The sequence below is a fragment of the Geodermatophilus sp. SYSU D01119 genome, assembly GCF_054049975.1.
Genome location: NZ_JBJGYL010000005.1, coordinates 138,811 through 159,463, shown reverse-complemented (window position 1 = coordinate 159,463; position 20,653 = coordinate 138,811). Strand labels below are relative to the sequence as shown.

General features: G+C 77.8%; 22 protein-coding genes. 10 read left to right on the top strand and 12 right to left on the bottom strand.

What is annotated here, in order from left to right:
* Nucleotides 1-16: 16 nt before the first annotated feature.
* On the bottom strand, nt 17-1,645 hold the full coding sequence (locus ACI79X_RS05630; protein WP_457024440.1) for a diguanylate cyclase domain-containing protein: 1,629 nt from the start codon (nt 1,643-1,645) through the stop codon (nt 17-19).
* 188 nt (nt 1,646-1,833) lie between these two features.
* Here ACI79X_RS05630 and ACI79X_RS05625 point away from each other — a divergent pair, with 188 nt between their 5' ends.
* The 3 genes from ACI79X_RS05625 to ACI79X_RS05615 are packed head-to-tail and all read left to right on the top strand — an operon-like array spanning nt 1,834 to nt 4,249.
* Nucleotides 1,834-2,550, top strand: a complete 717-nt coding sequence (locus ACI79X_RS05625; protein ID WP_457024439.1) for an ANTAR domain-containing protein — start codon at nt 1,834-1,836, stop codon at nt 2,548-2,550.
* Nucleotides 2,547-3,335 carry an MEDS domain-containing protein gene (locus tag ACI79X_RS05620; RefSeq protein ID WP_457024438.1) on the top strand — a complete coding sequence of 263 codons (789 nt, stop codon included), beginning with the start codon at nt 2,547-2,549 and terminating at the stop codon, nt 3,333-3,335. The genes ACI79X_RS05625 and ACI79X_RS05620 overlap by 4 nt, the downstream gene beginning before the upstream one ends.
* Nucleotides 3,332-4,249 carry a hypothetical protein gene (locus tag ACI79X_RS05615; RefSeq protein WP_457024437.1) on the top strand — a complete coding sequence of 306 codons (918 nt, stop codon included), beginning with the start codon at nt 3,332-3,334 and terminating at the stop codon, nt 4,247-4,249. The genes ACI79X_RS05620 and ACI79X_RS05615 overlap by 4 nt, the downstream gene beginning before the upstream one ends.
* Before the next feature lie 39 nt (nt 4,250-4,288).
* On the opposite strand, the gene ACI79X_RS05610 is transcribed toward ACI79X_RS05615, so the two are convergent.
* The 6 genes from ACI79X_RS05610 to ACI79X_RS05585 form a co-directional block, all read right to left on the bottom strand.
* Nucleotides 4,289-4,879: a hypothetical protein gene (locus ACI79X_RS05610; RefSeq protein ID WP_457024436.1), complete on the bottom strand. Its 591-nt coding sequence runs from the start codon at nt 4,877-4,879 to the stop codon at nt 4,289-4,291.
* Between the two features lie 142 nt (nt 4,880-5,021).
* Entirely contained in the window at nt 5,022-6,455 is a 1,434-nt protein-coding gene (locus tag ACI79X_RS05605; protein ID WP_457024435.1) for an NADP-dependent succinic semialdehyde dehydrogenase, read from the bottom strand.
* Nucleotides 6,456-6,537: 82 nt separating this feature from the next.
* Entirely contained in the window at nt 6,538-7,947 is a 1,410-nt protein-coding gene (chrA, locus tag ACI79X_RS05600; RefSeq protein ID WP_457024434.1) for a chromate efflux transporter, read from the bottom strand.
* Nucleotides 7,948-7,964: 17 nt separating this feature from the next.
* The gene (locus tag ACI79X_RS05595; RefSeq protein WP_457024433.1) at nt 7,965-8,396 is read right to left on the bottom strand and encodes a chromate resistance protein ChrB domain-containing protein; all 432 of its coding nucleotides are present in this window, start codon (nt 8,394-8,396) and stop codon (nt 7,965-7,967) included.
* The gene (locus ACI79X_RS05590) at nt 8,393-8,893 is read right to left on the bottom strand and encodes a Chromate resistance protein ChrB (RefSeq protein ID WP_457024432.1); all 501 of its coding nucleotides are present in this window, start codon (nt 8,891-8,893) and stop codon (nt 8,393-8,395) included. The genes ACI79X_RS05595 and ACI79X_RS05590 overlap by 4 nt, the downstream gene beginning before the upstream one ends.
* Nucleotides 8,894-9,446: 553 nt before the next feature.
* Nucleotides 9,447-10,418: a sulfotransferase gene (locus ACI79X_RS05585; RefSeq protein ID WP_457024431.1), complete on the bottom strand. Its 972-nt coding sequence runs from the start codon at nt 10,416-10,418 to the stop codon at nt 9,447-9,449.
* Between the two features lie 77 nt (nt 10,419-10,495).
* Here ACI79X_RS05585 and ACI79X_RS05580 point away from each other — a divergent pair, with 77 nt between their 5' ends.
* The 4 genes from ACI79X_RS05580 to ACI79X_RS05565 all read left to right on the top strand — a co-directional run bounded on the left by ACI79X_RS05580 (nt 10,496) and on the right by ACI79X_RS05565 (nt 12,616).
* Nucleotides 10,496-11,407 (top strand): hypothetical protein, encoded by a 912-nt coding sequence (locus ACI79X_RS05580; RefSeq protein ID WP_457024430.1) that lies wholly within the window; start codon nt 10,496-10,498, stop codon nt 11,405-11,407.
* A gap of 12 nt (nt 11,408-11,419) precedes the next feature.
* Entirely contained in the window at nt 11,420-11,575 is a 156-nt protein-coding gene (locus ACI79X_RS05575) for a putative leader peptide (protein ID WP_457024429.1), read from the top strand.
* A gap of 73 nt (nt 11,576-11,648) precedes the next feature.
* Entirely contained in the window at nt 11,649-12,206 is a 558-nt protein-coding gene (locus tag ACI79X_RS05570; RefSeq protein ID WP_457024428.1) for a cysteine dioxygenase, read from the top strand.
* Nucleotides 12,203-12,616 (top strand): rhodanese-like domain-containing protein, encoded by a 414-nt coding sequence (locus tag ACI79X_RS05565; RefSeq protein ID WP_457024427.1) that lies wholly within the window; start codon nt 12,203-12,205, stop codon nt 12,614-12,616. Before ACI79X_RS05570 ends, ACI79X_RS05565 begins: the two co-directional genes overlap by 4 nt.
* 54 nt (nt 12,617-12,670) lie before the next feature.
* Here the strand turns inward: ACI79X_RS05565 and ACI79X_RS05560 are convergent, their stop codons facing one another.
* The 3 genes from ACI79X_RS05560 to ACI79X_RS05550 are packed head-to-tail and all read right to left on the bottom strand — an operon-like array spanning nt 12,671 to nt 14,955.
* Nucleotides 12,671-12,847 carry a hypothetical protein gene (locus ACI79X_RS05560; RefSeq protein ID WP_457024426.1) on the bottom strand — a complete coding sequence of 59 codons (177 nt, stop codon included), beginning with the start codon at nt 12,845-12,847 and terminating at the stop codon, nt 12,671-12,673.
* Nucleotides 12,848-12,856: 9 nt separating this feature from the next.
* A complete protein-coding gene (locus ACI79X_RS05555) occupies nt 12,857-13,897 on the bottom strand; it encodes a glycosyltransferase (protein ID WP_457024425.1) in 1,041 nt (346 codons plus the stop codon).
* A complete protein-coding gene (locus tag ACI79X_RS05550; protein ID WP_457024424.1) occupies nt 13,894-14,955 on the bottom strand; it encodes a glycosyltransferase family 9 protein in 1,062 nt (353 codons plus the stop codon). Before ACI79X_RS05550 ends, ACI79X_RS05555 begins: the two co-directional genes overlap by 4 nt.
* Before the next feature lie 77 nt (nt 14,956-15,032).
* On the opposite strand from ACI79X_RS05550, the gene ACI79X_RS05545 reads away from it, so the two are divergent.
* The 3 genes from ACI79X_RS05545 (at nt 15,033) to ACI79X_RS05535 (ending at nt 19,030) form a co-directional block, all read left to right on the top strand.
* The gene (locus tag ACI79X_RS05545) at nt 15,033-16,289 is read left to right on the top strand and encodes a glycosyltransferase (protein ID WP_457024423.1); all 1,257 of its coding nucleotides are present in this window, start codon (nt 15,033-15,035) and stop codon (nt 16,287-16,289) included.
* A gap of 16 nt (nt 16,290-16,305) precedes the next feature.
* On the top strand, nt 16,306-18,090 hold the full coding sequence (locus tag ACI79X_RS05540) for a glycosyltransferase (RefSeq protein WP_457024422.1): 1,785 nt from the start codon (nt 16,306-16,308) through the stop codon (nt 18,088-18,090).
* Nucleotides 18,091-18,238: 148 nt separating this feature from the next.
* The gene (locus tag ACI79X_RS05535; protein ID WP_457024421.1) at nt 18,239-19,030 is read left to right on the top strand and encodes a hypothetical protein; all 792 of its coding nucleotides are present in this window, start codon (nt 18,239-18,241) and stop codon (nt 19,028-19,030) included.
* Here the strand turns inward: ACI79X_RS05535 and ACI79X_RS05530 are convergent.
* On the bottom strand, nt 19,027-19,443 hold the full coding sequence (locus ACI79X_RS05530; RefSeq protein ID WP_457024420.1) for a hypothetical protein: 417 nt from the start codon (nt 19,441-19,443) through the stop codon (nt 19,027-19,029). The genes ACI79X_RS05535 and ACI79X_RS05530 overlap by 4 nt on opposite strands.
* Before the next feature lie 95 nt (nt 19,444-19,538).
* On the bottom strand, nt 19,539-20,621 hold the full coding sequence (locus ACI79X_RS05525; RefSeq protein WP_457024419.1) for a zinc-dependent alcohol dehydrogenase: 1,083 nt from the start codon (nt 20,619-20,621) through the stop codon (nt 19,539-19,541).
* Nucleotides 20,622-20,653 lie beyond the last annotated feature (32 nt).

Sequence of the window (20,653 nt, the reverse complement as noted above, 5' to 3'; positions counted from 1 at the left end):
GACGCTAGCCGCCGCCTCAGGCCGCGACCGGCTCCTCCCGCCAGAGCACCGGCTCGCCGCGGCGGCCCTGCTTGGACACGTACATCGCCTGGTCGGCCCGCTTGGTCAGTGCCGCGGCGTCGGTGCCCGGCCCCGCCCAGGCGATGCCGAGGCTGGCCCGCAGCGGCACGGTGCCCGCGGTGATCTCGGCGGGGACGGCGAGCGCGGCGCGGATGCGGGCGCCGAGCGCGGCCGCCGCCTCGGGCCCGTCGACGCCGCGGCTGACCACGAGGAACTCGTCGCCGCCGATGCGCCCGACGATGTCGTCCCGGCGCAGCACGCCGGCCAGCCGGGTGGCCGTGGTGACCAGCAGCTCGTCGCCGGCGTCGTGCCCGAGGGTGTCGTTGACCGGCTTGAACTCGTCGAGGTCGACGAACACCACCGCGGTGCTGTCCGCGGCCAGGGAGGCCTCGAGCACGGCCATCGTCGAGGCGCGGTTGTGGCAGCCGGTGAGCGGGTCGAAGGTGGCCTTGGCGGTCAGCTCCTCGCGCATCCGGGCGCTGTCGGTGACGTCGGAGACGCACACGAGCGCGCCGGGTGCGCCCTCGCGGTCGCCGAGCGCGACCAGGTTCACCGCGCACACCCGTGCCTCGCCGGCGGGGGTGCGGACCGCGAGCTCCAGGGAGCCGTCCTCGCCGTCGGCCAGCGCGCGGGTCAGCGCGGCGTCGAGCAGCGCGAGCCCGGCCTCGTCCAGGACGGCGGCGACGTCGTCCCAGCCGCGGACTGCGGGCAGGCCCAGCACGACCGGCAGCCGGGAGTTGCTGTGCACCACCTCGCGGTCGACGGTCAGCTGCACGATGCCCTGGGGCAGCGACTCGGTGAGCCGGCGCAGCAGCCGCTCCTGCTGCCGCAGCGCCTCGTGGGCGGCCATCTCGTCGGAGACGTCGCTCATCTGCGTGACCACGGTGGCGTCGGCGGGGTCGTCCGCCGGGACGTACTGGTTCTCCAGCTCCAGCCACGCCCACGTGCCGTCGGCCCGGCGGTGCCGCAGCCGCACCCGCTGCGCGTCCTGGCGGGAGAGCAGTTCCAGCCAGTTGGCGATCGCGCGCTCCTGGTCGTCGGGGTGGACGAACTCCGAGGAGCGCTGGCCGACCATCTGCGCCGGGGCCCAGCCGAGCATCCGGGTGGTGCGCTCGTCGATCTCGGTGATCACCGCGAGCGCGGTCTTGCGCACCGTCGCGGTGCGCGGCCGGCGGGACACCTCGAGCCCGGCGAGCGGCGCGGCGGCGTCGCTGCCGGACCCGGCGGAGAGCACGTCGAGGGCGCCGACGAACACGCCGTGGCTCTCGCGCACGTCGACGAAGGTCAGCGACAGCGGCACCTCGGGCTCCCGGCGGCCGTGCACGGTGGCCAGGCCCACGCCGTTGGCGCGGGCCCGCTCCCAGGCGGCGATGACCAGCAGGGCCTCGGAGGGGACGATCGCGTCGAGGATGGTGGCGCGGTCGGCCGGCGGGGACATCACGCGGCCGGGCGGGACGCCGACCGAGGCGGGCATCGGGGCGAGGACGCCGTCGGAGGCGATCGCGGCGAGCACGGCGTCGGGCAGCCGGACCAGGGAGGCCAGCACGTCCTCGCGCTCGGCCTGCGTTCTCGGGATGGCGGACACACCCGTGCGGTCGGCAGGTCGTCGGCCGGACTTGAGCGCCGGGTGTGCGCGGGCTCACTCCCTCGGGTCACCCGTGGGCGTGTCGCCCGGCAGGGTGGCACGATCGGCGGCACCGAGAGCCCGGCGCCTCGAACCGGGGGCGCCGCCCCTCCCCTGACGCCGGGGCCGCCCCGGCCGGAGGTGCCGCCATGGTCCCCGTCCCGACCGTCCCGACCGTCCCCCGCCCGCGCACCGACCTCACCGCCTGGCTGCTGCCGGCCACCCGGCGCTGGCACGCCGCCGAGGACCTCGACGCCGCCGTCCACGCTGTGCTCGACGACCTCGTGACGCTGCTGCCGCCCACCGCGTCGGCGTCGGTCACCCTGCTCGGCCCCGGCCGCCGGCCCGTCGCCCCGGCCGGTGCGCGCCCGGCCACGGCCCTCGACGCCGCCCAGGTGACCAGCGGGGAGGGCCCGCTGGCCGCCGCCCTGGGCGGGACGCCCTCCGGCAGCGCCGACCTCCCCCGCGACCTGCGCTGGCCGGCCCTCGCCCTGACCGCCGCCGGGCTGGAGGTGCGCACAGCCACCTGCCTGCCGCTGGAGGCCGGCCACGGGGTCCTCGGTGTCCTGTCGGTCTACGTCACCGGCAGCGGCCCCTGCGCCGACCGGGCCGCGCTCACCGTCGCCGCCGGGCACGCAGCGCTCGCTCTCGACTCGGTCCGCCGGGCGGCGCACCTGGCCGTCGCCCTGGAGAGCCGCGACGTCATCGGGCAGGCCAAGGGCGTGCTCATGGAGCGGTACCGGGTCACCGCCGACACCGCCTTCGGGATCCTCGTGCGCGCGTCGCAGGACACCCACCGCAAGGTCCGCGAGGTGGCCCGGATCGTGACCGAGACCGGGGTCGCGCCGGGGACGGTGGTGCCGTGAGCGGAGGCCGGCACGACTGGGTCGTGCTCGACAGCGAGGAGGCGCACGCGCAGGTGGTGGGCGACTTCGTGGCCGACGGCGTGCGCCGCGGCGAGGTCGTCCTGCTCGCCGGCCTCGGCGCGCGCGAGCAGCGGCTGTGGACCCGGCTGCGCCGCGGCGGAGTCGTCGCCGACGACTGGGCGCCCTCGGCGACGACGGCGGTGCGGGTCGTGCCCCCGGACCCGCAGCGGCTGCCCGGCGAGGTGGCGCGGGCGGTCGCCGAGGGCTGGGCGGGCATCCGGGTCTCCGGCGCGCTCACCGGGCCGGGTGTCGCGCCGTTCGAGGCCGTCGTGGCCGGGCTGGACCCGCCGGTGCCGCTGACCGTGCTGTGCCCCTACTTCCGCCGGCTGCTCGGGCCGGGCGACCGCGAGCTGCTCGAGCCGATGCACGACGCCGAGGTCGACGCGACCGCCGAGTACGACGACGGCGTCTTCCGGCTGACCCGCGACGGCGGCGTGCTGCACCTGGCCGGCGAGCTCGACTCCGGTAACGCCGACGCGCTGCGGGCCGTGCTGCGGTCGAGCCTCCGGCACGACGGCGCGCCCGCCACCTGGGACGTCACGGACCTGCGCTTCCTCGACGTCGGGGCGGCCGACGCGCTGGTCGCCGCGGCGGCCGGCCCGCCCGGGCTGACCCTGCGCGGCGCCTCGCGGCTGACCTCGCGGCTGGTCGGCCTGGTCGCCGCGCGGCACCCCGGCCGCGCGGTGGTGCTGACCGAGCCCGACGCGGACACCCCCTCCCCGTGAGCGGAGCACCCGCGTCACCGGTGCACCGGTGCGCCCTGCACGCCGGGGCCGGGGAGGCCGCGGCGCTCGCCGTCGCGCTCGCCCGGCGGGCGCTGGACGCCGGGTGCCCGGTGGTGGCGCACGTCGACGACCACCTCCGGCGGGCGCTGACCGGGCGGCTGCCGGGCACCGCGGTGGTGTTCGCGTCCCGCGAACGGCTCGTCGAGGCCACCCCGGAGGACCTCGTGTCCGACTGGACCCGGCACCTGGCGTCCACCTCCGCCGCGCGGGTCGCGGTGCTCTGCCAGCAGCCCTTCGACCTGCTGCCCGACGTCGAGCGGTGGCGGGCCGCCGAGATCGCCACCACGGTCGCGGTCGCCGGGCGGCCGGTCGAGCTGACCTGCCTGTTCGACACCGCGGCGGTGCCGCCCGCCGACGTCGCCATGGCCCGCGCGACCCACCCGCTGCTCTGGTGCGACGGCGCCGACCTGCCCAACCCGGACCTGGAGCCGCCGCCCGGCGGGGACCTGGGAGGTCGATGCGGCGACACCCTGACCGAGGGCGCCCTCGACCCGGAGGCGGCCGCGGACAACCGGGCGTGGTGGGCGGAGGCGCTCGACGCCGCCGGGCTGGCCGGCGGCCGGCGCGACGAGCTGGTGCTCGTGCTGCACGAGGCGGTCGGCACCGCCGCGGCGCTCACCGGCCGGCCGGGCGCCGTGCCGGTGCGGGTCGCCCGCGACGGCGCGGCGCTGCGCTTCGAGGTCGCCGTCGGCGCTCCCTGCCCGTCGCTGCGCCCGTCGGTGGTGCCCGACGACCGCCGGCTGCTCCTGCTGTGGCTCGCGGAGAAGGTCTCCCCCGCCGTCACGCTCGGCCTGCAGCCGGCCCCCGACGGCTGCCGGATCGTCGTGCGCGCCGAGCCCCTCGACGGCGGCTGACCGGCCGGGCCCCCGGGGCGGGGACCCGGCCGCGTGCCGTCAGGAGGGCAGGAGCTTCCCGAGCAGGCCCTTGACCGTGGACGCCGGCCGGTAGGCCTGGACCAGCCAGGCGTTGCAGACGATCACACCGCCGGCCAGCAGCGGGACGGCGGCCTGGGTGAACCGCTGCCGCGCCTGCCACGTGCGGATCTCCGCCGGGGTGCCGGACGAGGGCAGGGTGGCGTCCTTGACGTCGAGGCCGCCGTCCGCGCCCGCCTGCTGCTCGGCCAGCTTGCCGATCTTCGCGCCGGAGTAGGCGGCGAAGGCGGTGGCGCCCGCGCCGGCCACGGTGAGCGCCGCCTTGACCGTGCCGACCCGGCCGTAGCCCTCCTGCAGGGCCAGCCGCCCCTTGTTCGAGTTGGTCAGCTGCAGGCCGGTGACGAGCGTGGCGGCGATCCCGCCCCACTGCGCGGGCGCGAACCGGCCCCAGGCGGAGCTGGCCACCCGCACCTTGTCGATGCCGGTGGTCAACTGTTGACCGGACTTGTTCACGCCGGCGATGCCCATCACCGAGCCGCCGAACCACAGGGCGGTGCCGAGGTCGTGCACGGCCTGGGCCAGGAAGTGGTTGTCCGTCGTCGTCGAGGTCACGAGTGCTCCCGTCCGGGTGCCGGGGGCACCCGTCGCAGCGGCCGCGGGCCTCCCCGCTGCTGAGGAGGCGGCCGTCCGCTGCCGCTACCCGCGCCGCGCGCCCGCCACGCCGTCCCTGCCGACTCCGCCGACTCCGGCACGGTCACTCCGACGCGGTCGCCGTGTCCCCCCGCGACTGCTCGCTGCTGCGCGGCCCGACCCACACCGTCTTGGCGTTCATGAACTCGTACATGCCGAGCTCGGTGAGCTCGCGACCGTAGCCGCTCTGCTTGACGCCGCCGAAGGGCAGCTCGGGGTAGCTGGTGACCATCCCGTTGACGAACGCCATGCCGCTCTCGACGTCGCGGACGAAGGTGGCGCGCTCGTCCTCGTCCTCGCTCCACAGGTTCGCGCCGAGGCCGTAGGGGTGGCCGTTGGCGATCTCCAGCGCCTCCTCGAGGCCCTGCACGGTCCACAACGCGGCGACCGGCCCGAACACCTCCTCGTCGAAGAGGTCCATCTCCGGCGTGATGCCGGTGAGCAGGGTCGGCTCGTAGTACCAGCCGGGCCGGTCGGGGCGCTTGCCGCCGACGACGACGGTGGCGCCCTTGTCGACGGCGTCCTGCACGTAGCGCTCGACGTCCTCGCGGCCGGACTCGGTGGCGAGCGGGCCCACCTTCGTGGCCTCGTCCATGGGGTCGCCGACGACGAGCGCGGACAGCTTCTCGGCGAACAGCCGGGTGAACTCCTCGGCGACGTCGGCGTGCACGAAGAACCGCTTGGCGGCGATGCAGCTCTGGCCGTTGTTCTGGCAGCGCGCGGTGACCGCCACCTCGGCGGCGCGGTCGAGGTCGGCCGAGGGCATGACGATGAAGGGGTCGGAGCCGCCGAGCTCGAGCACGGTCTTCTTGAGCACGTCGCCGGCGATCGCGGCCACCGACTGCCCGGCCGGCGCGCTGCCGGTGAGCGTGGCGGCGGCGACGCGGTCGTCGCGCAGCACGCGCTCGATGGTCGAGGAGCCGATGAGCAGGGTCTGGAAGACGTCGGCGGGGAAGCCGGCCTTGCGGAACAGCTCCTCCATGTAGAGCGCGGTCTGCGGCACGTTGCTCGCGTGCTTGAGCAGGCCCACGTTGCCGGCCATGAGCGCCGGGGCGGCGAAGCGCATCGCCTGCCACAGGGGGAAGTTCCACGGCATGATCGCCAGCACGACGCCGATCGGCTGGTGGACGACGAACGCGCGCTCCGCGCCGACGGCGCCGGCGTCGGCGGGCCGGGGCTCGAGCATCGCGGGGCCGTGCTCGGCGTAGTACCGCAGCGCCGTGACGCACTTGCCGGCCTCGGCCTTCGCCGCGGCCAGCGTCTTGCCCATCTCGGTGACCATGAGCTCGGCGACGGCGTCGGTGTCGGCCTCGAGGACGTCGGCGGCGGCGCGCAGCCAGCCGACCCGCTGCTCGGGGGTGGTCAGCCGGTAGGAGCGATAGGCGGCCGCGGCCCGGCCGATCCTCTCCTCGAGGGCCTCCTCCGACAGCGGCTCGTAGGTCTTCACCGTCTCGCCGGTGGCCGGGTTGATCGTCGCGATGCTGGACTTGGCGGCCATGTCGGCTCCCTCCCGTCGTCGGCGCGCGCGGGCTGCACGCCTCTCCAGCGAGAGGCCCTACCCGGACCCGCCGCGCTCACGCTCAGCCGAGCGGCAGCCCGGCCAGCCCCGCGGCCAGCCCGAGGACGGCGCACGCGCCGAGCGTGCGCAGCACCGACCACCTGACCCGGAACAGCAGCACCGCGGCGACGAGCGCGATCACCAGCGGCACCCAGCGCACGGTGGCCGGGTCGGGCAGCTCGAGCGCCAGCGGCCCGGCGGGAACCGTCCCGGAGAACAGCGTGTGGACGGCGAAGTACAGCCCCAGGTTCGCGATCACCCCGACGACGGCGGCGGTGATGCCGGTCAGCGCCGCCGACAGCGACCGGTTGCCGCGCAGCCGCTCCATGTAGGGGGCACCGAGCAGCACGAACAGGAAGCTCGGCACGAACGTCACCCAGGTGACCAGCAGCGACGCGAGGACCGCGGCCACCCACGGGTCGAGGTCCCCCGGGGCGCGGTGGGCGCCGAGGAAGGCGACGAACTGCACGACCATGATCAGCGGGCCGGGCGTCGTCTCGGCCAGCGCGAGGCCCCGGACCATCTCGCGCGGCTGCAGCCAGCCGTAGACGTCGACGGCCTGCTGGGCGACGTAGGCCAGCACCGCGTAGGCGCCGCCGAAGGTGACCACCGCGGCGCCGGAGAAGAACAGCCCCTGCTCGGTGAGGACGCTGCCCGCGCCGGTGAGCAGCGCGACCGCCGCCACCGGCAGCCCCCACACGACCAGGCCGACGAGCAGGACCCGCAGCGTGCGGCGGGGAGTGGGTGCCTCGTGGTGCAGCACGTCGTCGGAGATCACCGGCAGCGGGCCGGCGTCGGGGCCGTCGGCCGCCTTCTTCCGCGGCAGCGCCGAGGGCCGCCACCGGCCCAGCGCCCAGCCGGCTCCCCCGGCGAGGGCCACCACGATCGGGAACGGGACGCCGAACAGCGCGAGCGCGAGGAAGGCGGCCACGGCGATGGCGACCAGGGCGCGGCTGTCCAACGCCTTCCCCGCCACGCGGATCACCGCCTGCACCACGATCGCCAGCACGGCCGCGGCCAGGCCGGTGAACAGGGCGGTGATCGCCGTGGTGTCGCCGAAGGCGACGTAGACCGCGGAGAGCACGAGCAGCGCGACGACGCCGGGCAGCACGAACAGCCCGCCCGCGACCAGGCCGCCGCGGGTGCCGTGCAGCAGCCAGCCGACGTAGGTGGCCAGCTGCTGGGCCTCCGGGCCGGGCAGCAGCGTGCAGTAGTTGAGCGCGTGCAGGAACCGGCGCTGGCCGATCCACCGCTTCTCGTCGACGAGCGTGCGCTGCATGACCGCGATCTGGCCGGCCGGGCCGCCGAAGGTCTGCAGGGAGATGAGGAACCAGGCGCGGACGGCGGTGCGGAAGGGGACGCCGCGCTGCTCCGGGACGGCGGCAGCGGCGGGCACGGGCCAGGTGGCGGGTCCGGTGGCGGGGTCGGTCACGGGGGTCTCCGTCGGGGTCAGGCCGGTTCGCGGCCGAGCAGCAGGCGGCGGCGGATGAACTCGTAGAGGCCGTCGAAGAGCGGGCCGGACACCGCGAGCGTGCGCTCGTCGTCGCCGGTCATCGACAGGCCGCGCAGCAGGACGTCGAGGCCGGGCGCCTCGGGGGCGTCGAACCGGCCGTCGTCGAGGTCGGCCTCGTGCACGATCTCGCCGATCCGCTCGAGCACGGGGTCGTCGAGGCCGTGCACGCGCAGGATCGTCTCGAAGGAGCAGGCGCCGCCGACGTGGCCGAGCGCGACGCCGCGCATGTCGAAGGGGGTGGCGTCGGCGGGGACCTCGGCCGGGTCGGCCACGAAGACGAACTCGGCGTCCGGGTCGACGAACCGGCGCAGCAGCCACGCGCAGGCGGCCCGGTCGACGTGGATCCCGGCGCGCGTCGCCCACCTCACGACCGGCTCCCCCGCCCGGCCGCCACCGGCTCGCCGGCGGCCTCGGCCAGCGCCCGCAGCGCCGCGGCGGCGGCGTCGCGCTCGGGCGGCGGGAAGAAGTCGCGCCGGCCGACGGCGCGCCACTCGGCCCTCAGCCGGCGCAGGGCGCGGCCGCGGTCGGCCGCGGGCGCGGTGACCGCGGCGGTGCACTCCACGGTCAGCGCCCGGTACTCCTCCGCCCGCGCCGCGGCCATCCCGGCCGCGAGGTCCCGCTCCTGCGCCGCGGAGCCGGGCCGGGCCGTCCAGATGCCGGCGGTGCCGCCGGCGGCGAGGACGTCGTCGGCCAGCCACTCGAGGGACTCGCGGGTGCGGGCGTCGGCGGGCAGGGCCACCACGCCGTCGCCGAGCTGGGCGACGCCGAGGCGGCGCAGCCGCCGCCACAGCGTCGTCCGGGGGCCCGAGGGCTCCCGCGGGAGGCGGTAGGCGAGGAGCACCCACTCCCCGACGGCGGCGGCCACGGCGGTTGATGCAACCACGGTTGCACGTCGGCGTCCAGCGGTGAGCCGCGGGCCGCCGCGCGGTCGGTACCGCGTGACCCTCGTCACCGGTGACGTCACCGTCTCCCTCGACGGCCTCGCGACCGGGCCCGACGGCGTCGAGGCCCTGCACGCCTGGGCGCTGGAGAGCACCCACCCGGTCGATCGCGGCGTGCTGCGCCGGCACGCCGCGGCGTCCGGTGCGGTGCTCATGGGCCGGCGCACCTCCGACGACGTCGAGCAGGGGTGGACCGACGGGCTGGGCTACGGCGCCGCCGGGGACGCCCGGCCGCCGTCCTTCGTCGTCACCTCCCGGCCGCCGGAGCGCGACGTCGTCGTCATGGGCGGCGCCGTGCTCGCCGGCTCGTGCCTGCGCGACGGGCTGCTCGACGAGCTGCGGCCGCACGTGGCCGGCGAGGTGCCCGGCACCGGGACGCCGCTGTTCGCCGGCGCCGGGCGGCACCGGCTCGTCCGCACCGCCGTCGAGGTCTCCCCGGTCGGCACCCACCTCACCTACCGGGTGGCGGGCTGGGCGTCAGGCGGGACGGCGGGAGCGGAAGTCACCGCGGCCGGTGTCGCGGCGCCAGTCGTCGAACGACTCGCCGGTGACCTCCTCGAGGAGCGCGATGTCGGGCAGCAGCGGCGCGAGGACCGCGCGGCGCACCTCCACCGGCATCGGCGGGCGCGGCGCCCGGCCGGCGTGCAGCGCCGCCAGCAGCGGCCGGGAGGCCTGCCGCCACACCTGCGGGGGCGCGTAGGCGCCCAGCGCCGCGCCGGCCCGCGCCAGCCGGGCCAGCGCCCGGTACCGGGCCGTGTCGGCGACGTGCGGCTTCACGTTCTCCGGCGGCACCGCGTGCGCCACGCCCCGCTCGACGCCGAGGAGGTCGCTGACCCGGTCCAGCGTCTCGTCCGGGCTGTCGACCAGCTGGCGGTAGCGCAGCACCAGCACCTGCTCGCGCGGCAGCACGGTGTACAGGTCGCGCAACTGCTCGCCGTAGCGGCCCAGGCCCCGGTAGTGCCAGAACGGCGCCCACCCGGCCGCCACCCGCGACTCCTCCAGCTCCACCGCGCGCGCGAAGTCCGCCTCGGGCTCCAGGCCGTCGGCACGCAGGTGCACCCAGTTCGACCAGGCCCGGTCCACCGGGTCCCGCACGACCACCACCACGCGGACGTCCGGCACGTCGGCGGCCAGCCGGCGCTGCGCGGCGCGGTCGTGCAGGTAGAACGGCGTGCTCTCGCCGCGCACGGTGCCGGCGGGCGCGCCGTCGAACAGCGCGAGGTACTCCTCCCGCCGCCAGATCCACTCCTGCGCGCTGTGCGCGTCACCGGGGCCGCGCTGGCGCTCGCGCGGCGGCGGGCGCCCGTCGGTCAGGTAGTACTTCGGCTCCTTGACCGGGGACAGGTACAGCCCCGGGTGCGTGGCCAGGGCGGCGTGCAGCGCCGTCGTCCCGGCCTTGGGTGCGCCTGCGATGACGAACTGGGGCAGCCGGTCGGCGTCGGTGCTCATCGTTCCCCTCCCTGCCCGTGGCGGGCCGCGGTGTACACACGGGGAGGCCTGTCCCCTCCCCCGAACGGAGCCGCCGCGTGACCGCGTCCGCGCCCCGCCCGCCGGCGCCCGACCGCTTCTGGTCCGACGCCGAGGTCGTCGTCGAACCCGAGGACCCGCGCCCGGGCTCGTGGGCCGGCGGCCCGTCGGCGCAGCTCGTCGACGGCACGTGGTGGCTGGCCTACCGGCTGCGCCGGCCGGTCGGCGAGGGCCGCGGCTTCGGCAACGTGGTGGCCCGCTCCGAGGACGGCGTGCGCTTCGAGCCGGTCGTCGCCGTGGGCAAGGACCGGTTCGGCGCCGAGTCGCTGGAGCGCCCGGCGCTGGTGCACACCCCCGACGGCCGCTGGCGGCTCTACGTCAGCTGCGCGACCCCGGGCACGAAGCACTGGCGGGTCGACCTGCTCGAGGCCGCCACCGTCGAGGAGCTGGCCACGGCCGGGGCCCGCACCGTGCTCCCGGGCAGCACCACCGAGGCCCCGAAGGACCCGGTCGTGCGCTGGGACGGCGCACAGTGGCACCTGTGGGCGTCGGTGCACCCGCTCGACGACCCCGACGCGACCGACCGCATGACCACCCAGCACGCCACCAGCCCCGACGGCGTCACCTGGACCTGGCGGGGCACCGCACTGGCCGGCACCCCCGGCACCTGGGACGCCCGCGGCGCACGGTTCGCCACCGTGGTGCTCGACGGCTCGCGCACCTGGGCGCTCTACGACGGCCGGGCCACCGCGGAGGAGAACTGGGAGGAGCGCACCGGCCTCGCGCTGCACGACGGGGAGCTGGGCTTCCGGGCCGCCGAGGACGGGCCGTACCTCGCCAGCCCGCACGCGCCGCACGGGCTGCGCTACGCCGACGTCGTCGCGGTGCCCGGCGGCGGCGCCCGCTGGTACTACGAGGCCACCCGGGCCGACGGTGCCCACGAGCTGCGCACCGTCCTCCTGCCGGCCTGAGCCGCCCGGTCGGTGGTCCGCCACGGCGCAATCCCTACCAGACCGGTCGACTTGACACGGATTGTGGTGGCGGGGTCGACTGGGCCCGTGGCACCCGCCCTGACGCTCACCCGCCGGTCCGCCGTGGACCTGCTGCGGGTGGCCAGCGCGCTGTGTCCGGCCGCCTGAGCCCCCGGACGTCCATCCCCTCCCCGCGCCGCCCTCCCGGGCCCCCGCGTGCCCCCGCTCAGGAGACCCCACCGTGACCGCCCTGCTCCCCCCTGCCTCCCGCACCGCCGCCGAGACCGCACGCACCACCGCCCGCACCACCTCGGCCGCCGCCGTCGCGGCGGCCCTGCTGGCCGCCGCCGACGCGTGGCTGCCGCGCGTCGAGTACCGCGAGTCCAGCCGCTGGACCGGCCTGCTCCCGATCGACGAGGCCGCCGCCCTCGTGGACCCGTCCCTGCACGAGGACCTCGCCCGGGCGCAGGTCTGGCTGCTCACCTGGCTGCCCGGCCAGGGCACGCCGCTGCACGACCACGGCGGCTCCGCCGGCGCGTTCGCGGTCGTCGGCGGGGTGCTCACCGAGGACGTCGTCGGCGGGCCGGTCGGCGCCGTCCGGGAGGCCGCCACGGACCTGTGGGCCGGGCGGGTGCGCCCGTTCGGCCCCCACCACGTGCACCGGGTGACCAACCGCGGGACGCTGCCCGCCGTGAGCGTGCACGCCTACACCCCGCGCCTGTCCTCCATGAGCACCTACACGCTGGAGGGCGGTGTGCTGCTGCGCACCGGCACCGAGCGCGCCGGCGTCGACTGGTGAGCGGCTCCCGCCCGCCCGGCGCCAAGAGCGTCGACCAGCTGCTCGAGGAGGCCCGCTCCCGGATCACCCGGGTGACCCCGGCCGAGGCCGCGCAGCGGGTCGCCGACGGTGCGGTGCTGGTCGACATCCGGCCGCAGTCGCAGCGCGAGGCCGAGGGCGAGGTGCCCGGCGCCCTGGTCGTCGAGCGCAACCACCTGGAGTGGCGGTTCGACCCGGAGAGCGACGCGCGCGTGCCCCAGGCGACCGGCTACGACGTCGACGTCGTCGTGCTGTGCCAGGAGGGCTACACCTCCAGCCTCGCCGCCGACGCGCTGCGCACGCTGGGCCTGTCGAAGGCCAGCGACGTCATCGGCGGGCACCGCGCCTGGGTGGCCGAGGGGCTGCCCTCCACCGGCGGGTCCGCCGGCTGAGCCCGGTCCGGGGACGGCGGCGCGTCGACGGAGCCGCCGTCGTCCCCGGGCCGTTCAGCTCTTGCTCTTGCCCTGCGCGGACGAGTGCTCGTGCCGGTCGTCGCCCTTCCGGACGTGGTTGGTCTGCTTGGAGGCGCCGGTGGTCACGCCCGCCTCGCTGGGCGACATGCCCTCCTTCTTGGCCTGACGTGCGGCGGCTCGCTGGGCGTCGGCGTCGTTGTTCTTGCTCATGCCGGGCGGTTACCCGGCGGCCCGGCGCGCCACGCCGGAGAGCACCGCGTAGGTGCGCTCGGCCATGAGCGCGGCGTCGAGGTCGCGCACCGCCCGCGCCCGTGCGCGGGCGCCGAGGTCGGCCCGCCGCGCCGGGTCGGCGAGCAGCCCGCCGATCGCACCGGCGAGCGCCCCGGCGTCGTCCACCGGCACGACGACGACCTCCTCCCCCGCCACCCGCCGGACCTCCCCGACGTCGGTGCTCACGCACGGCAGCCCCTCGGCCATCGCCTCGACGAGCACCAGCGGCCCGGCCTCCACCCGCGAGGGGACGACGAACAGGTCGAGGCCGGCGAGGAAGGCGCGCGGGTCGTCGACCCAGCCGGGGAAGGTGACCGGCAGGCCCGCGGCGGCCGCGCGCAGCGCGTCGGCCTCGCGCCCGGCGCCGCCGATGACGGCCTCGTACGGGACGTCGAGCCGGCGCAACGCGTCGAGCAGCACGTCGAAGCCCTTCTGCGCGGTCAGCCGCCCGAGGGCGCCGATCCGCGGCACCGCGGAGCCGGCCGGGCCCGCCGGGTCGGCCGGCAGGTCGGCGCCGTTGGGCACCACGTGCGCTCGCGCGGGGTCGACGCCGAGGTCGCCGACCAGCTGGTCGCGGCCCTCCGTGGAAGGGCTGATCACGCCGGCCATCCGCCGGTAGAGCTCGCGCAGGGCCGCCCGCTCCCCGCCCGCCCGCGTGTCCCCGACCAGGTGCAGCACCCCGACGGTGGGCGCCACCGCCTGGGCGGCGGCGACCGCGGCGGCGTTGGACGCCGGGTCGACGAGGTTGACCACCACGACGTCGGGGCGCTGGGCGGCCAGCGCCTCCCGGACGGCCGGCGCCCGCTCGGCGTGCCGGGACAGCGGGACGACGGCGCGCTCGACGGGGAGCGCGGCGAACCCGTCGGCCACCGGCTCCGAGGCGACCAGCGCCGCGGTCGCGCCGTTCTGCCCGGCCCGGCGCAGGTGGTGGGCCAGCCACACCTCCGCGCCGCCCCACCCGCTGGAGTCGGCGACGAACGAGACCCTCACGAGGCGGCCAGCTCGCGGGCCGCGCCGGCCACCGCGGCGGGGGTGACGGTGAGCGCGCAGCGGAACTCGATGGGGCAGGCCAGGTGCGGGCAGGGCGCGCAGGCCACCGTCGGGGTGAGCGCGCGGTGCCGCGGGCCGGGGTGCGCCCAGCGCACCGGGTCGCCGGGGAGGAACACGGTGACGCTGCGGGCGCCGACGGCGGCGGCCAGGTGCGCCGAGCCGGTGTCGTTGCCCACCAGCACGGCGCTGTCGCGCAGCAGCGCGGCCAGGCCGCCCAGGCTGGTGGCGCCGGTGAGGTCGACCGCGGGCGCGCGCATCCCGGCGACCACGCGGGCGGAGATCTCCCGCTCCCCCGGCACCCCGGTGACGACGACGGCCAGCCCGTCGGCGGCCAGCGCGTCGCCGACGGCGGCGTAGCGCTCGACCGGCCAGCGGCGGGTGGGCGCCGAGGCGCCGGGGTGCAGGACGGCGTACCGGCCGGGCTCCAGCCCGTGCGCGGCCAAGGTGGCGGCGTGCTCGGCCTCGTCGTCGGCGGTGAGCGGGAAGCCCATGACCGCCTCCCCGCCCGGCGGCAGGCCGAGGTGCTCGAGCAGCGCGACGTGCCGCTGCGCCTCGTGCAGGTGCAGCGGGTAGCGCAGGTGCAGCGCCCCGCCGCCGGCCGGCGGGTCCCAGCCGGTGGGCGCGAACCCGCCGGTGAGCCGGGCGCCGAGCGCGGCGGTCACCCGGTTGGCGGCCGGGCGGTCGCCGTAGGCCTGCAGCGCGAGGTCGAAGCGGCGCTCCCGGGCGGCCGCGGTGAACGGCGCCCAGCCGGCGTCGTCGACCGGCCCGTCGGGGATGCCGGGCGCGCCGGGGAAGGCGAGCAGCTCGTCGACGGTGCCGCCGAGCCGCTGCACCACCGGCGCCATCCGGCCGAAGGTCACCAGGGTCACCTCGACGTCGGGGCGGGCCGCGCGCAGCCGGCGCAGCGCCGGCACGGTGCACAGCAGGTCGCCGAGGCCCACCCGCAGCCGGACCAGCGCGAGGCGTCGGACGGCGGGGTCGGCGAGCGGGGCGGTCACCCGCGCCCCCTTCCCGTGTGTGCCGTGCCCTAACCCGTGGTGCACTACGGGTCCCCCCAGAGACGGAGGTCCCCTGCGTGTCCCGCCCTGCCGCCGGTCCCCTGCACGTGCTGCGTCTGTGCAGCGTCTTCGAACCGCCGGCCGCGCGGGCCGCCACGGCACCCGGGGCGCTCCCCGGTGAGCTCGACGCCCGGGCCGCGCGGTTCGACCCCATCGGCGGCATGCAGAACCACACGGCGACGCTCACCCGCTGCCTCGACGCCCGCGGGCTGCTGCAGACCGTCGTCACCTCGCGGCTGGCCGGCCCGCGCGGGGTCACCGCGCTCGGCGGGGGCGCCCGGGTGCACCGCACGGGTCTCCGGCTGACGCGGCTGCGCCAGCTGTGGGCGCTGTCGGGCCTGCGCACCGTGCTGCGCGCCGGCCGCCGGGCGCCGGTCGACGTCGTGCACGCCCACCAGGGCGAGGACCTCGCCACGCTGCCGCTGGCGCGGCTCGCGGCCCGGGTCCACGGCGTGCCGCTGGTGGTGACCCTGCACTGCAGCGTCGGGCACACGCTCACCGGCCGCGGGCTGAAGGTGCGGCTGCTGCGGGCGCTGGGCGGCTGGATCGAGCGCAGCACGCTGCGGCGCGCCGACGCCGTCGTCGTGCTCACCGGGCGCACCGCGGCGGCCGTGCGCGCGGACGGCGTGCCGGCCGAGCGGCTGTCCACCATCCCCTCGGGCTTCGACCCGGCGCTGTTCACCGGCTCCGGCGGCGACGTCTTCCCCGGCACGCCGCGGCCGCGGATCGGCTACGTCGGGCGCCTGGCGCCGCAGAAGGACCCCGCCACGCTGGTGCGCGCGTTCGGCCGGATGCGGGAGGAGGCGTCGCTGGTCGTCGTCGGCGACGGGCCCGACCGCGCGCTGGTGCACCGGCTGGCCGCCGAGAGCCCCGCGGCCGGGCGGATCACCCTCGCCGGCTTCGTCGAGCACGCGCGGGTGCCCGCGGTGCTCGCCTCCCTGGACCTGCTCGTGCTGCCCTCGGCCTACGAGGAGATGGGCTCGGTGCTCACCGAGGCGATGGCCGCGGGCCTGCCCGTGGTGGCCAGCGACGTCGGCGGCATCCCCGAGGTGGTGCGGCACGGGCAGACCGGCCTGCTGGTGACGCCGGGCGACCCCGACGCGCTGGCCGCGGCGCTGGACCGGGTGGTGGCCGAGCCGGCCCTGCGGGCGCGGCTGGCCGCGGGCGCCCGGGCCCGGTCGGCCGACTACGGCTGGCCGGCGCTGGCCGCGCGGGTGGCCGCCGTCTACGACCGCAGCCTGGGCGTCGCGCCCGACCTCGAGCCCGCCGCGTGATCCCGCGGGTCGCTGCGTGACCCCGCGGGTCGCGGTGCTCGTGCCGGTGCACGAGCAGGCGGCGTACCTGCCGCGGGCGCTGGAGTCGCTGCTCGCGCAGGAGGTGACGGCGTGGGAGGCCGTCGTCGTCGACGACGGGTCGCGCGAGCCGGTCACCGTCCCCGCCGACCCGCGGCTGCGGCTGGTGCGCACCGGGGACAACCGCGGGCTCGGCGCGGCGCTCAACCGGGCGCTGGACGAGACCACCGCGCCGGTGGTCGCCTACCTGCCCGCCGACGACGTCTGGTCCCCCGCGCACCTCGCCACGCTGCTCGCCGCCCTGGCCGGCGACGGCGTGGTGCTGGCCCGCGCCGACCTGGACGAGCCGGCCGGCACCCCGTACGCCCAGCTGGTGCAGGTGGCCCACCGGCGCACCGGCGACCGCTGGACCGAGCGCGCCGAGCTCGAGACCGACGACCTCGAGCGGCTCATGTGGTCCCGGGTGGCCGCGCGCGGCGCCACGGCCGGCACCGGCCGGGTCACCTGCGCGTGGACCCGGCACCCCGGGCAGCGCTCACGGGCGATCCGGGCGTCGTCCGACGGCGGGCTCAACGTCTTCCGCAGCCGCTACCGGGTGGCCCGCCCGCTGCGGTTCGCCTCCACCGACGGCACCGACGTCGACGAGGTGGCCCGCTACGCGCGGTTCCGCTCCCGGTCGTACGAGCCCGCGGCCGACGGCCTGTCGGTGCTCGTCGCGGGCGAGCTCGCGTTCAACCCCGAGCGGGTGCTCGCGCTGGCCGAGCGCGGCCACCGGCTCAGCGGGCTCTGGACGACCGACGGCCTCGGCGACTCGACCGTCGGCCCGCTGCCGTTCGGGCACGTCGCCGACCTCGACCGCGACCGCTGGGAGGACGCCGTCCGGGAGCTCGACCCCGACGTGGTGTGGGCGCAGCTCAACTGGCGGGCGGTGCCGCTGGCGCACCGGCTGCGGACGGCGTTCCCGTCCCTGCCGTTCGTGTGGACGTTCAAGGAGGCGCCGCAGCGCAGCCTGGTCCGTGGCGAGTGGCCGCTGCTGGCCGACCTCGTCTGCGGCGCCGACGCGGTGCTGCTGGCCACCGAGGAGGAGCGCGACTGGTTCGCCCTCGCGCTGGCCGGCCGGGTCGACCCGGCGCGGCTCGGCGTCCTCGACGGCGACCTGCCCAAGCGCGACTGGCTGGACGCACCGCTCTCGCCGCGGCTGTCGGACGCCGACGGGGAGCCGCACACCGCCGTCGCCGGGCGGCCCTCCGGCCTGGACCTCGACTGGGTGCTCGCGCTCGCCGACCGCGGCGTGCACGTGCACCTCTACGGGCAGGTGCGCGCCCCCGGCGCGACCGGCTCGTGGACCGGATGGCTCGACGAGGCGCTCGCCCGCGCGCCCGGGTTCGTGCACGTGCACCCGGCGGTGGGGCCGGAGGACTGGGTGCGCGAGCTGTCGCGGCACGACGCCGGCTGGCTGCACCGCTTCGACTCGGCCAACGGCGGGGACCTGCGGCGCGCGAGCTGGGACGACCTCAACTCCCCCGCGCGGCTGCCGGTGTACCTGGCGGCCGGGCTGCCGCTGCTGCAGCAGGCCAACCCCGGCTCGCTGGTCTCGGTGGAGCGGGTGCTCCGGGAGGACGGGACCGGCCTGCTCTACCGCGACGCCGACGACGTGGCGGCCGCGCTGCACGAGGAGGTGGCCTCCCGGGCCGGGCACCGCGCGGCGCTGGCGGCGCGGGAGCGGCACGTCTTCGACGCGCACGCCGACCGGCTCGTCTCCCTCTTCCGCTCCCTCCTCTGACCGCCTTCCGCGCACGAGACGCGCTCGGCGGAGGGCCTTTGTCGCGGTATCGGCCCCCCGGAGGGTTCGCCTCCCGCGCCGAGGGAGGGCCTTCGTAGCGCTGTTGGCTCCCCCGGGACTGTCGGTAGGCGTCCCTACCGTCGGGCGCATGACGGACGTGCTGCGGTGGGCGGTGACCGACGGACCCGACGGGACGGCGGCGGTCGCGCTGCCCGACGACGCCGCCGCGGCGCGGCTGCTCGAGCGGCAGGCGCCCGGCGGCTTCTGGTGCGCCCGGGAGGCCGGCGGCTGCGGCGGACGGCTGCGGGTCGACGCCGACGGCGCCCGGCCGGCCTTCGTCCACACCGGCGACGCCCGCTGCTCCCTCGCCCGGGGCGAGGACGCGGCCGAGCGCGGCTACGAGCCGCTGCGCTACCGGCGCCCGCTCGTCGCCTGGCTCGCCGGCCAGGGCCTGACCCCGCGGGTGTCGACCCCGCCCGGACGCACCGGCCTGCACGTCGCGCTGCCCGGCGCGGTCCTCGAGGTGCAGCTCGCGCCGGTGTCCGACCTCGCCTGGCGGGCCCGCGACGACCGGCTGCACCGCGAGGCCCGGTCGGTCACCTGGCTCCACGGCCCCGGCGCCGAGCTCGCCGCGGCCACCGAGGCCGCCGTGCGCGGCGCGGCGCTGGTGCTGCGCCGGCACGACCGCGGGCTGCTCGTCGGCGTCCGGGACGCCGCGGGCGCGGTCCGCTGGGTCCGGTCGTCCGCCTGCCGGATGGGGCCCGAGGGCGTCGAGGCGCCCGGGCTGGCCGAGGCCCGCGCCGCCCACGGGCGGCGGTCGGCGGCGCGGCAGGACGCGGCGCGCCGGGCGGCCCGCCAGGCCGCCCGCTGGTCGTCCCGCACCGGCGCGGTGCCGTGGGACGTGCGTACCGGCACGCTGCCGTTCCCGGCCGCGGGCTAGGAGGACACGCCGGTCCGGTCGTCGGCGCCGGCCGGAGCCGGCGGCTCGGGGGGCTGCGTCCCCGGTGCCCCGCCGGCCCGGCCGCGCCCCGGCAGGTGCACGTGCGGCAGGTGCACGCGCGGCAGGTGCAGGGCGGGGACGTGGGGGTGCGGCAGCCGGGCCACGAGCCCGGCCGGCAGGTGCACGTGCGGCAGGTGCAGGTGCGGCCGGCGGTCCGTCGCCGTGTCCCCGTTCTCCTGCCAGTGCGCCAGGGTGGTCAGCCACCCGTGCCGGATGGCCCGCTCGTGTGCCCGGATCGCGGCCTGGGGTGCTCGGTGGTCGCGTTCCCACCGGGCCGTGTTGCTCCGCGCGATGGCGGTGACCACCCCGGTCACCACGACGAAACCGACGACGCTGACGACGACCCAGACCATGACGGCCTCCCCCGGCCACCCCGCGCAGCCCGGTGCCCCGGCGTCCGCGGGGAGAACCGCAATATCCCGCCGATCCGGTTCCGCCACAAGTCGGTTCAGAACCGCAGCACCGCCTGCAGCGGCGGGGCCGCCAGCCGCCGCCCGGCGAGGTCGGCGAGCAGCGCCGGTCCCTCGGCGAACGGGACGACGTCGGTGACCAGGTGCCGCCGCACGTCGTCGCCGCGCTCGCGCAGGAGGTCGAGGGTGACGGCGGCCAGCGCGGCCCGCGGCCAGGCCGGCCCCATCCCCCGCGGCACCCGGCTGATCTGCGCGCAGACCACCGACAGGCCGTCGTGGTGGAACTCCTCGCCGAGGCGCACTGCGCCCGCCCCGCCCTGGTAGAAGCCGAGGTCGACCACCACGCCCTGCGGGCGCAGCGCCTTGAGGCCGGTCGCGAGGGCGGTGTCGTGGCCCCGGCACTGCAGCACCAGGTCGGCGCCGGCGTCGCCCGGCCCGTGCCGCCACCGGTGTTTGACCTCCGCCCAGGCGTCCCCGTCGACCGTGACCAGGCCCAGCGCCCCGGCCACCGCGCGCCGCTGCGGCGAGGGCTCCGCGACGACGACGTCGGCCGCGCCGTGCTGCACCGCGAGCAACGCCGACAGCAGGCCGATGACGCCCGCGCCGGTGACCAGGACGCAGCGGCCGCGGACGCCGTCGCCCACGCCCCCGCCGGGCCCGGCGAGCTGCGCGGTGGCGTGCAGCAGCCCGTTGACGCAGATCGGGCCCATCTGGGCGAGGTACACGCCCAGCAGCGGGTCGAGGTCGTCGGGGACGGACAGCACCGCGACGGCGGCCGGGTCGGCGCAGCGGCCGGTCCGGTGCCCGTAGGCCATGGCCACGCGGGTGCCCTCCGCGAGCCCGGGCGCCCGGCTCTCGGTGACCACGCCGACCTCCATGTAGCCCAGCCGCAGCACCGGGTAGCCGGCGACCGGCCCGGCGCCGAACGCGCGCAGATCGGGGTCCCAGCCGACGGCGTGCTGCGGGTCGGTGCCGCGCACCAGCGCCACCTCGGTACCGGCGCTGACCCCGCTGTACTCGGTGCGCACCCACGCCTGCCCGGGGCCGGGGTCGGGCTCCTCGTCCTCCAGGACCGCCGGCTCCCCGGCGGACACGACGCCGATCGTGCGCACGGTCCTCACGCCGCGCACCGTGCCGCCCGGCACCCCCGCCC

Bases quoted from the DNA above. Each gene is read 5' to 3' on its own strand.
- ACI79X_RS05625 (WP_457024439.1), top strand. From the start codon at position 1,834: ATGGTCCCCGTCCCGACCGTCCCGACCGTCCCCCGCCCGCGCACCGAC.
- ACI79X_RS05605 (WP_457024435.1), bottom strand. From the start codon at position 6,455: ATGGCCGCCAAGTCCAGCATCGCGACGATCAACCCGGCCACCGGCGAG.
- ACI79X_RS05585 (WP_457024431.1), bottom strand. From the start codon at position 10,418: ATGAGCACCGACGCCGACCGGCTGCCCCAGTTCGTCATCGCAGGCGCA.
- ACI79X_RS05560 (WP_457024426.1), bottom strand. From the start codon at position 12,847: ATGAGCAAGAACAACGACGCCGACGCCCAGCGAGCCGCCGCACGTCAG.
- ACI79X_RS05535 (WP_457024421.1), top strand. From the start codon at position 18,239: ATGACGGACGTGCTGCGGTGGGCGGTGACCGACGGACCCGACGGGACG.
- ACI79X_RS05530 (WP_457024420.1), bottom strand. From the start codon at position 19,443: ATGGTCTGGGTCGTCGTCAGCGTCGTCGGTTTCGTCGTGGTGACCGGG.